We start from the raw sequence: 10,579 nt of genomic DNA on the forward strand, positions 1-10,579 counted from the left end.
AACTTGGCGTCCGCGGTGAAGATCTGCCGGTCGGCCCAGTACCGGATCCGGGAGCCCGTGACGCCCTTCTTCACCTTGCCGACGACGCGGAGTTCACTGCCCGAGGTGAACGGCGAGAACGGGGCGTCGGGCCCGACGCCCTTCGCGTCGTCGAACGTGCCCGGCTCGCCGCGGTGGAACGACATCGCGTACGTCTTGCCGCCGCGGTCGACCTCGACGTCGAGGCGCTCCGACAGCGCGTTGACGACCGAGGCACCGACGCCGTGCAGCCCACCGGACGCCGCGTAGGAGCCGGACCCGAACTTGCCGCCGGCGTGGAGCTTGGTGAACACGACCTCGACCCCGGTCAGTCCGGTCTTCGGTTCGACGTCGACCGGGATGCCGCGCGCGGTGTCCCGGACCTCGACGGAGCCGTCCGCGTGCAGCACGACACCGATCTCGTCCCCGTGCCCGGCAAGGGCCTCGTCCACGGAGTTGTCGATGATCTCCCACAGGCAGTGCATGAGGCCGCGGGAGTCCGTCGACCCGATGTACATGCCCGGACGCTTGCGGACCGCCTCGAGCCCTTCGAGGACGGAGAGATGGCGTGCGGAGTAGTCGGAGCTCACCTTCCGATGCTAGCGAGGCGCACCGACACCCGAGCGCGGACACTCGGACTGGGGACAGCCGATCCGCGGTGAGCGAAATGGGCCTCCGACAATGCGCCACTCCCAGGCAGCACGTGTTGAAATAGGTGGACCAACCCGCACCACCTGCGATCCGTGAGGAGCACAGCAATGACCCAGACCGTGCAGGACCTCTCCATCGACGAACTCGGCAGCAACCAGCTCACTGCTGCTGACCGCTGCGACAGCTGCGGTGCGCAGGCGTACATCCGGGCCACCATGGCCAGCGGTGAGCTGTTCTTCTGCGCTCACCACGGCGCGGAGTTCAAGGACAAGCTCGCCGCGACCGCGATCGAGTGGCACGACGAGAGCAGCCGACTCTACGAGTCGAAGTAGCGTTCCGGAAGACGAGCGCAGACGAACGGGAGGCGCGGTGCCAGCTGGCACCGCGCCTCCCGTTCGTCGTGTGGTCGCGTCTCAGGCGATCCGCTTGAACGCCTTGTCGACGTAGCGGTCGATCGTCGCCCGCGCCTCGCGCGCGTAGCGGTCGATCGTCGCCGTACGCTCCGGGTCCGGCGCGTACTCGCGGCCGAGCCGCGCGGTCGCCGCGGCGAGGACGCCGTCGGTCAGCTGCGGGTTGAGCGGCAGGATCGGACCCTGGGTGTGCGTGCCGAACGACGTGCCGGCGATCGCACCCTCGACGGGAGCGCCCGCCTGGTTGCCGCCGCCGGAGACGACGTCGGCGAACGGTTGGACACCGGCACCGAGTTCGATCCGCGTGGCGTGGTCCTCGAATCCCGCGAGCCGCGCCGGGGCTCCCGGGAGCAGCGGGTACTTCGTGTCGAGCACGAAGTAGTTCACCCGGCGCTCGGCGCCGCGGACGGCCCGCGCGTCGAACACCCCGAAGCCGGTGACGACGGCGCCGTCGGTGGGGACGACCTCGTTCGTGGCGAGGTCGAAACCGCCGCCCACCGCCACGATCGGGACGCCTGCGGCATGGAACTCGCGGAGCGGGGAACCGATCCGGGCAACGTCGCCGCCCAGGGACCGCATCGCGCTGAGGGGCCCGTTGCCGATCACGACGACGTCGGCAGCCGTGGGGAGCGCGTCGCCCGGCGCGTACTCGAGCACCTCGGTGGCGATGTCCGCGGCGGCGGCGCGGCGGACGAGAGCCGCCACGTTGCCGCGGTCACCCGACACACCCATCTGGCGGGGGTAGACGTGCAGGATGGTCAGCCGTTCGGCCGTCATGCGGTCTTCTCCATGTCCGGGTGGCCGAGGGCCTTGCGGGCGATCATCATGATCTCGTAGTTGACGATGAAGTTCTTCGTGCCGCTGGTGGTGGCGCCGAGTTGCTCCATGTGCTTGATCGCGGCCTCGACGTCGGGCTCGACGCGGCCGATGCGGACACCGGCGTGCTCCAGTGCGATCGCGATCTGCCAGGCCTTGTCGCCGGACACGACGTCGACGTGGTCGAGCTTCGAGAAGTCGATGTCGTAGATCCACGAGATGTCCGGCGTGCCCTCGTCGATCGCCATGAGGACCTGCTCGGGGTGGTCCGGCAGTGCGTCGAGGTTGAGCTGGAGGCTCGCGGCGTTCTTGAACATGGTGAACTCGGCGGACTCGCCGGCGATGGGGAGCCGTTCGCCACGGCCGTACGCGGGCTTCATCGTGCCGAAGGCCGTCGTGACCGCGTCGGCGCGGAACTGCGCACCGAGCGCGGCACTCGCCGTCGCGGTGGCGGCCGCGGCGTCGACCGCGTAGTGCAGGCCGCGCGCCGGCAGACGGACCGGGATGTCGGCGCCGTCGAAGCGGATGGTCGCACCGTCGCCGGTGTGCGCGATCACCTCGGCGTCGGCCGTCGTCCGGGCACGTTCCGCGCTCGTCGCGAAGTCGTCCGCGTTCTGGAGACCGTTCGGTGCCGCCGCGATGACCTCGTCGCTCGCACCGAAGCGGAGCACACGCTGCCCGTCGACCGCGGAGTACGCGTCGAGGAACTGGTCGTCGTGGTTCGTGATGACGTTCGCCGAGGACAGCGCCGCCGTGTCGAGCATCATCGTCGCGACGCGCTCGGTCTCGAAGAACCGGTACAGCTGGTCGACCTGCACGTTGAGCATCGTCACCGTGGACGGCGACAGGATGCCGGCGAGCTCGACCGCGAAGGCCTCGTCGACCTCGAGGATGCCGATGTCGGCCTTGAGGCGACCCGTCAGCGACACCTCGGACAGGAGCGCGGAGGCGATCCCCTGCGGCAGGTTCGCCCCCGACGGGTTCGTGAACACGCGGAGCCCGTGTGCCCGCACGATGTCGGAGATCATGTGGGTCGTCGTCGACTTGCCGTTGGAGCCGAGGACGAAGACGACGCCGTTCGGGAACTGCTTCGTCACGTGCTGGAGGAAGTTCGGCACCAGCTTCAGGACGATGTACCCGGGGTAGGCAGACCCCCCGCCCCGCGCTCTGGCGAGGGCGCGGAGGATCCGCCCGATGAGGATCGGGATGAAGAACCGCATCGGCCTACTCGAGGTAGTCGCGCAGCGACTGCGACCGCGACGGGTGGCGGAGCTTCGCCATCGTCTTCGACTCGATCTGACGGATGCGCTCACGCGTCACGCCGAAGGTGTCACCGATCTGGTCGAGGGTCTTCGGCTGGCCGTCACCCAGGCCGAAGCGCATGCGGATCACGCCCGCCTCGCGCTCGGACAGGGAGTCCAGCAGGCTCTCGAGCTGCTTCTGCAACATCGTGAACCCGACGGCGTCGGCCGGCACGACCGCCTCGGTGTCCTCGATCAGGTCGCCGAACTCGGAGTCGCCGTCCTCACCCAGCGGGGTGTGGAGCGAGATCGGCTCGCGGCCGTACTTCTGCACCTCGACGACCTTCTCCGGGGTCATGTCGAGCTCGCGGGCGAGCTCTTCCGGAGTGGGTTCGCGACCGAGGTCCTGCAGCATCTGCCGCTGCACGCGGGCGAGCTTGTTGATGACCTCGACCATGTGGACCGGGATGCGGATCGTGCGCGCCTGGTCGGCCATGGCGCGGGTGATGGCCTGACGGATCCACCACGTCGCGTACGTCGAGAACTTGAAGCCCTTGGTGTAGTCGAACTTCTCGACCGCACGGATCAGACCGAGGTTGCCCTCCTGGATGAGGTCCAGGAACTGCATGCCGCGCCCCGTGTAGCGCTTGGCCAGCGAGACGACCAGACGGAGGTTCGCGCCGAGCAGGTGCGACTTCGCGCGCTGACCGTCACGGGCGACCCAGCGGAGCTCGCGCTCCTCCGGCTTCGACAGGCCCGTCGAGTGCTGCAGCTTGTCCTCGGCGAACAGACCGGCCTCGATGCGCATCGCGAGCTCGACCTCCTGCTCGGCGTTGAGGAGCGCGACCTTGCCGATCTGCTTGAGGTAGTCCTTCACCGGGTCGGCGGTGGCACCGGTGATCGTGGTCGAGTAGACCGGGGCCTCGTCGTCGTCGGACTGCGAGATGACGAGCGCACCGGCGGCGACCGCGGCTGCGGCGTCCGGCTTGGCGTCCTTGTCGTCGGACTCGTCCGCCGCGTCGGTGTCGTCGGTCGCGTCGACGTCGGCCTCGGCCGCCGGGGTCTCCTCGTCGAGGTCCTCGTCGTCGGACGCCTTCTTCTTCGCCTTCGGGGCGGCCTTCTTCGTGGCGGCCTTCTTGGCGGTGGTCTTGGTGGCGCGCTTCTTCGGCGCGGCCGTCCCCTCGGTCTCCGCGGCGTCGTCCGCCGTGGTGCCCTCGGGCGCAGTGTCCTTCGTGGGATCGATCGTCGTGCTCCGGGCAGCCATGCGATCACCTCTCTCGTCGTGCCACGTTCGTGGGGTCGTGGCCTCCCTCGCCACCCAGGGCCTGTGCCGCACACTCGCGCGTCAACAGGTCCTACCGTTCCGGGCAGCACTAGGACCCATGTCAAGTCCCCCGGGTTCTGCGGCGCACTGGAGTGCTCCGAGACACAGGAGGCCCGAACGGGTCCGACCTCATTATTGCACGCTCCGCTTCCGCAGGCGCGCAACCAGTGCAACCCACAGTGGGGCCACCCGTATTCCGTCCTGGGCGTGGAGGACACGGCGCGTGCGGCGTCGGGCGTGCAGCAGCATGACGACGCCGATCCCGACCACCACGTACTGGACGGTGAGTGCCACGCGGAAGTTCGCCCAGGCGAAGACGGTCTGGCCGGTGGCCTGCGACGCGATGTCGAGGATCGTGCCGATGAGGAACATCATCACGAACGCCGCGAGGAAGCCGCCGACGTTCACCACGCCGTTGGCCGACCCGAGCGAACCGACCGGGTTGAACGACCGGGCGAAGTCGAACCCGATGAGCGAGCCGGGGCCGCCGATCCCCATCACCACGACGAGCACGACCAGGATCCAGGTCGGCGGGTGTCCCGGCCAGAGCAGGATCGCCGTCCACACCACGGCGAGGGCGAACACGATGGCGAGCACCAGGTTCGATCGGCGCAGCGGGAAGCGGGCGCAGAGCACGCCGAGGACCGGTCCGACGACGAAGCCGGTCACGACGATGACGGTGAGGAAGCCCGCTGCCTCGGACGACGAGTACCCCAGTCCGCGCAGCATCGGGACGCCCCAGAGGAGCGAGAACACCGTCCCGGAGGACTGCGTCACGTAGTGCGACCAGAACCCGAGCTGCGTGCCCGGACGCCGGAGCGCGTGCCCGAAGGTGTGGAACGCGCCGCGCCAGGTGTGCGGGAGCGGGAGCGGGATCGTGTCGGTGCGGACCGGGACCGGCCCGTTCCTGACGAAGACGAACGCGAGCACGAGGCCCACCGCACTGGCGGCCGCCGCGACGCCGAACGCCGGGGTCCAGCCCGCGGAGTGCAGCAGCACGGCGAACGGGAACGCCGACAGGATCTGCCCGACCTGCCCCAGGTTGCCGGTCCACTGCGAGATCTGCGGCAGGATCCGCCCGCTGAACCACATCGGCACGAGGCGGATCACCGAGATGAAGGTCATCGCGTCACCGGCGCCGACGAGCACCCGCCCCGCGATCGCCGGCCCGATCGTGGGCGACACGGCGACGACGGCCTGGCCGACCACGAGCAGCGCGGCCCCGAGCAGGACGAGCTTGCGCGGACCGACCCGGTCGAGAGCGATGCCCACCGGGATCTGCAGCCCGGCGTACACCGCGATCTGCACCACCGCGAGCGTCGACAGCACGGCCGCCGACACGGCGAACCGGTCCTGCGCGTCGACACCGGAGACCCCGAGCGAGGACCGCTGCACCACCGCGAGGACGTAGGCGAGCACCGCGACGCCCCACACGAGGAAGGCGCGGCGGGAGTTCACCCGACCAGGCTATCGGGGGCGGCCCCGCCGCCGGGCCCACCTGTGGAGAACGCAGGATGCGTGCGCGACGCGGGTCGCGCCTCCAGTCCGGAAGGGAGGCGCGGCTCGCCCCCGGGACGCCGGCGCGGCTCAGTCGGTGGTCGCTTCGCCGTCCGGTCGGCGGTCCGCCAGGAAGCGCTCGAGCTCGGCCGCGATCGCGTCCGCGGTCGGGACCTGCCCGTCGACACCCGTGAGCGGGGACCCGATCGGGTTCCCCTCCATGTACGTGTCGTGGCGCTCCTCGAGGACCGAGACGAGCCGCTGCAGTTCCTCGTTGCCGGCGACCTGCTCGTCGACGCGCGTGCGGAACTCGCGCCCCTCTTCGCGGAGCTCGTCGGACGGGAAGATGAGGCCGGTGGCCGAGGAGATGCCGGACAGCGCGGCGACGGCCGTGTCCGGGAACTCGGTGTCCGAGAGGTAGTGCGGGACGAGCAGGACGAGCCCGGTGACCGTCCGACCGAGCTCGGACAGACGGTGCTCGACGAGGTGCAGGACGTTCGCCGGCGCCTGCGTCTCGGGCTTCCACACGCTCATCTGCTCGACGAGGTCGGCGCGCGTGCCCGAGACGGTCAGGCTGATCGGACGCGTGTGCGGGACCGGCATCGGGATCGACTGCACCCACGTGGTGTCGGCGACCCGGAGGTCCGCGGCGAGGTCCGTCACGGCCCGGACGAACCGGTTCCACTGGAAGTCCGGTTCGTACCCGGAGAGGAACAGGAACGGTTGCCCGATCTCGTCGCGCACGAGGTGCAGCCGGAGACGAGGCGGCTCGACGGCGGCGATGTGGTCGTGCTCGAAGGTGATCACCGGGCGTCGGGCTCGCCAGTCGAGCAGCACGTCCGGGTCGAACTCCGCGACGAGTTCGGTCTCCAGCGACCCCAGCACGGCCGTCGTGACCTGCGCCACGGCCGCCCCGGCATCGGCGAAACCGGTCAGTCCGGCGACCAGGTGCAGCCCCTCGGGCACGGTCGGCGCGTCCTCGGCGAAGGTGTAGAGCTCCTCGGGGTGGTTCACCGTCCCCATGCTAGGCGGGGCGTCCCGGTCCCCCCTGCGCAGCGACCACGCCGACAGCGAACACCTGCTGGATAGGGTTGACGCATGGTCCGACCGACGCTCTCCACCACCACTTCCAGCCCCGCCACCGTCACCGCCGACGTCCTCGTCGTCGGCGTCCGGCCCGGAACGGACGGCGGACCCGCGACGCTGGCGCCGAGCGCCGCCGGGGCGGTCGACGCGCTGGCGGACCTCGACCTCGCCTCGATCGGTGCGACCGGCGCCAAGGACCAGCTCGTCCGCCTGCCCGGCACCGGGGTCGCCGCGACCGGGATCGCCCTCGTCGGACTCGGCAGCGGCACCGACGCCGCAGCGGTCCGCTCCGCCGCCGGCAGTGCCGTGCGCCAGCTGCCCACGGTCGCCTCCATCGCACTCGCGCTGCCGACCGACTCGGCCGAGCTCGTCGACGCCGCACTCGAGGGCGCCGCACTCGGCGCCTACTCGTTCACGCGGCACAAGGGCACCGGGACGACCGGCCCGGCGCGGGGCGATCAGGCCGTGCAGGTCGTCTCCCCCGCTTCCGTCGCCGACGACGCCACCGTGCGGCCGGCGATCGTCGCCGACGCCGCCACGCTCGTCCGCGACCTCGTGAACACGGCCGCCGGTGACCTCGGCCCGGCCGACGTCGCCGACGTCGCGGTCGCGCAGGCCGAGGGCCTCCCCCTGCGCGTCGAGGTGCTGGACGAGACGGCCCTGTCGGAGCAGGGCTTCGGCGGCATCCTCGGCGTCGGCCGCGGCTCCGAGCGTCCGCCGCGCCTGGTGGTCGTGCGGTACGAGCCCGCCGGCGCGACGAAGCACCTCGCACTCGTCGGCAAGGGCATCACGTTCGACTCGGGCGGCCTCTCGCTCAAGCCCGCCGGCTCGATGCTCGGGATGAAGACCGACATGACCGGTGCGGCCACCGTGCTCGCCGCGACCGTCGCCGCCGCTCGCCTCGGACTTGAGACGAAGGTCACGGCATGGCTCTGCCTCGCCGAGAACATGCCGTCCGGGTCCGCGACCCGCCCCGGCGACGTCCTCACGATGAAGAACGGCAAGACCGTCGAGGTCACGAACACCGACGCCGAGGGCCGGCTCGTCCTGGGCGACGGCATGGCAGCGGCGTCGCTCGAGCAGCCCGACGCCATCGTCGACGTCGCGACGCTCACCGGCGCACAGGTCGTCGCGCTCGGCGACCGGACGACTGGGCTCATGGGCAGCGACGACCTCGTCGCCCAGGTCCGTGCGGTCGCCGAGTCGGTGGCGGAGCCGATCTGGCCGATGCCGCTCCCCGAGGAGCTCGATGCCCGACTGGCCTCCGAGATCGCCGACATGGTGAACGCGACCGTGGGCAACCCGGCGGGCGGCATGCTGCTCGCCGGGAAGTTCCTCGAGCGCTTCGTCGGCGAGGGCATCCCGTGGGCGCACCTCGACATCGCCGGCCCGTCGGAGAACAAGGGCGGCGGGTACGGATGGCTCGGCAAGGGCGCGACCGGCGTCATGGTCCGCACGCTCATCGCGCTCGCAGAAGAGCTCCAGGCCAAGTAGTAGGTTTGACTCCGGCGGGGAAGTGCGCTCGGCGTGCCCCCGTCGGAAACCAACGGGACGGGACCGGAACCACGCGGTCCGACCGTCGGACGCCGCCACCGCGGTGTCCAGTGGGGCCCGACCGGTCCCGACACGCACGAGGGAGTTGCACCAGGTGACGGAACAGACTTACGACGTCGTGGTCCTCGGTGGCGGCAGTGGTGGGTACGCCGCTGCGCTCCGGGCCGCCGAGCTCGGCATGAGCGTCGCGCTCATCGAGGGAGACAAGCTCGGGGGGACGTGTCTGCACCGCGGCTGCATCCCGACGAAGGCGCTGCTGCACGCGGCCGAGATCGCCGACGGCACCCGCGACGCCGAGAAGTACGGCGTCATCGCCGAGTTCGCCGGCGTCGAGGTCCCGAAGGTCATCGAGTACCAGCAGGGCGTCATCAGCTCGAAGTACAAGGGGCTCCAGGGCCTCATCAAGGCTCGCGGCATCACCGTCGTCGAGGGCTGGGGCCGCCTCACCTCGCAGAACACCGTGCAGGTCGGCGACCAGAGCGTGACCGGGAAGAACATCGTCCTCGCGACGGGTTCGTACTCGAAGTCGCTGCCGGGTCTCGAGATCGGCGGTCGCGTGATCACCTCCGAGACGGCGCTCCGCATGGACTACGTGCCGAACAAGGTCGTCATCCTCGGCGGCGGCGTCATCGGCGTCGAGTTCGCCAGCGTCTGGAAGTCCTTCGGTGCCGAGGTGACGATCGTCGAGGCGCTCCCCCACCTCGTCCCCGCCGAGGACGAGTCGATGTCGAAGCAGCTCGAGCGCGCGTTCCGCAAGCGCGGCATCGAGTTCTCGCTCGGTGTCCGGTTCCAGGGCGTCGAGCAGCACGAGAACGGCGTCGTCGTCACCCTCGAGGACGGCAAGACCTTCGACGGCGACATCCTCCTCGTCGCGGTCGGCCGTGGCCCCGTCACGCAGAACGTCGGCTTCGACGAGGTCGGCGTGGCCATGGACCGCGGGTTCGTCACCACGAACGAGCGCCTCGCCACGAACCTCCCGAACGTGTACGCCGTCGGCGACATCGTCCCGGGCCTGCAGCTCGCGCACCGTGGCTTCCAGCAGGGCATCTTCGTCGCCGAGGAGATCGCCGGTCTGAACCCGGTGGTCATCGAGGACAAGAACATCCCGAAGATCACGTACTCCGACCCCGAGGTCGCGTCCGTCGGGCTCTCGCAGGCCAAGGCCGAGGAGCAGTACGGCGCCGACAAGGTGGACTCGTACGAGTACAACCTCGCCGGCAACGGCAGGAGCCACATCATCGGCACCTCGGGTTCGATCAAGGTCGTCCGCGTCGTCGACGGTCCCGTCGTGGGCGTCAGCATGATCGGTGCCCGGGTCGGCGAGCTCATCGGCGAAGCACAGCTCGCCGTGAACTGGGAGGCCTACCCGGAGGACGTCGCCCCGCTCATCCACGCGCACCCGACGCAGAACGAAGCGCTGGGCGAGGCGTTCCTGCACCTCGCGGGCAAGCCGCTGCACGCACTGTGAACACCATGACCACCACCACGAACCACCCCCGCGAAGAGGAGTCCACCCGATGAGCGAATCCGTCAACCTCCCGGCGCTCGGCGAGAGCGTCACCGAGGGCACGGTGACCCGATGGCTGAAGAACGTCGGTGACCGGGTCGAGGTCGACGAGCCGCTGCTCGAGGTCTCGACCGACAAGGTCGACACCGAGATCCCGTCGCCGATCGCCGGCGTCGTGGAGGAGATCCTCGTGCAGGAGGACGAGACCGTCGAGGTCGGCACCGCGCTGGTGAAGATCGGCGACGGCTCCGGCTCGTCCGACGGGGGCTCGTCCGAGTCGTCCGAGTCGTCGAACGAAGCTGCTGCCGACGCCGAGGAGCCCGAGGCCGCACCGAGCACCGAGCAGGAGTCCGAGACCCCGGCTCCGGAGCCCACCGAGCCCGAGCCGGCCCCCGCCGGACAGACGCAGCCCGCGGCGCCGCAGGCTCCGTCCGCTCCCCCCGCTGCCGCGCCGGTCCCCCAGGCCGCTCCGGTC

The 10,579-nt window shown here is 70.5% G+C and carries 10 protein-coding genes; 4 read left to right on the plus strand and 6 right to left on the minus strand.

The features are described from left to right. Window positions 1–608 (minus strand): ATP-binding protein (locus tag HP507_RS00600; RefSeq protein ID WP_338085220.1); only part of this gene is annotated, 608 nt, incomplete at its 3' end. Window positions 609–776: 168 nt separating this feature from the next. Here HP507_RS00600 and HP507_RS00605 point away from each other — a divergent pair. Beyond that, entirely contained in the window at window positions 777–1,001 is a 225-nt protein-coding gene (locus tag HP507_RS00605; RefSeq protein WP_175349945.1) for a DUF7455 domain-containing protein, read from the plus strand. 81 nt (window positions 1,002–1,082) lie between these two features. On the opposite strand, the gene HP507_RS00610 is transcribed toward HP507_RS00605, so the two are convergent. The 5 genes from HP507_RS00610 to HP507_RS00630 form a co-directional block, all read right to left on the minus strand. Then, a complete protein-coding gene (locus tag HP507_RS00610; protein ID WP_175349946.1) occupies window positions 1,083–1,856 on the minus strand; it encodes a type 1 glutamine amidotransferase in 774 nt (257 codons plus the stop codon). Beyond that, on the minus strand, window positions 1,853–3,115 hold the full coding sequence (locus HP507_RS00615; RefSeq protein ID WP_175349947.1) for a MurT ligase domain-containing protein: 1,263 nt from the start codon (window positions 3,113–3,115) through the stop codon (window positions 1,853–1,855). The genes HP507_RS00610 and HP507_RS00615 overlap by 4 nt, the downstream gene beginning before the upstream one ends. Window positions 3,116–3,119: 4 nt before the next feature. Then, window positions 3,120–4,400, minus strand: a complete 1,281-nt coding sequence (locus HP507_RS00620) for an RNA polymerase sigma factor (protein WP_175349948.1) — start codon at window positions 4,398–4,400, stop codon at window positions 3,120–3,122. Window positions 4,401–4,592: 192 nt separating this feature from the next. Beyond that, window positions 4,593–5,918, minus strand: a complete 1,326-nt coding sequence (locus HP507_RS00625; protein WP_175349949.1) for an MFS transporter — start codon at window positions 5,916–5,918, stop codon at window positions 4,593–4,595. Window positions 5,919–6,047: 129 nt separating this feature from the next. After that, a complete protein-coding gene (locus tag HP507_RS00630) occupies window positions 6,048–6,971 on the minus strand; it encodes a proteasome assembly chaperone family protein (RefSeq protein WP_376984249.1) in 924 nt (307 codons plus the stop codon). 84 nt (window positions 6,972–7,055) lie between these two features. On the opposite strand from HP507_RS00630, the gene HP507_RS00635 reads away from it, so the two are divergent. The 3 genes from HP507_RS00635 to HP507_RS00645 all read left to right on the plus strand — a co-directional run. Then, window positions 7,056–8,537 (plus strand): leucyl aminopeptidase, encoded by a 1,482-nt coding sequence (locus HP507_RS00635; protein ID WP_175349951.1) that lies wholly within the window; start codon window positions 7,056–7,058, stop codon window positions 8,535–8,537. 154 nt (window positions 8,538–8,691) lie between these two features. Beyond that, entirely contained in the window at window positions 8,692–10,065 is a 1,374-nt protein-coding gene (gene lpdA, locus HP507_RS00640; protein ID WP_175349952.1) for a dihydrolipoyl dehydrogenase, read from the plus strand. Window positions 10,066–10,114: 49 nt separating this feature from the next. Next, on the plus strand, window positions 10,115–10,579 hold a 465-nt coding region (locus HP507_RS00645), incomplete at its 3' end, for a biotin/lipoyl-containing protein (RefSeq protein WP_338085222.1).

Source organism: Curtobacterium pusillum (assembly GCF_013359865.1).
GTDB lineage: Bacteria > Actinomycetota > Actinomycetes > Actinomycetales > Microbacteriaceae > Curtobacterium > Curtobacterium pusillum.

Coding starts and splice junctions, on each gene's coding strand:
- HP507_RS00605 (WP_175349945.1), top strand. CDS start 777: ATGACCCAGACCGTGCAGGACCTCTCCATCGACGAACTCGGCAGCAAC.
- HP507_RS00610 (WP_175349946.1), bottom strand. CDS start 1,856: ATGACGGCCGAACGGCTGACCATCCTGCACGTCTACCCCCGCCAGATG.
- HP507_RS00615 (WP_175349947.1), bottom strand. CDS start 3,115: ATGCGGTTCTTCATCCCGATCCTCATCGGGCGGATCCTCCGCGCCCTC.
- HP507_RS00620 (WP_175349948.1), bottom strand. CDS start 4,400: ATGGCTGCCCGGAGCACGACGATCGATCCCACGAAGGACACTGCGCCC.
- HP507_RS00635 (WP_175349951.1), top strand. CDS start 7,056: ATGGTCCGACCGACGCTCTCCACCACCACTTCCAGCCCCGCCACCGTC.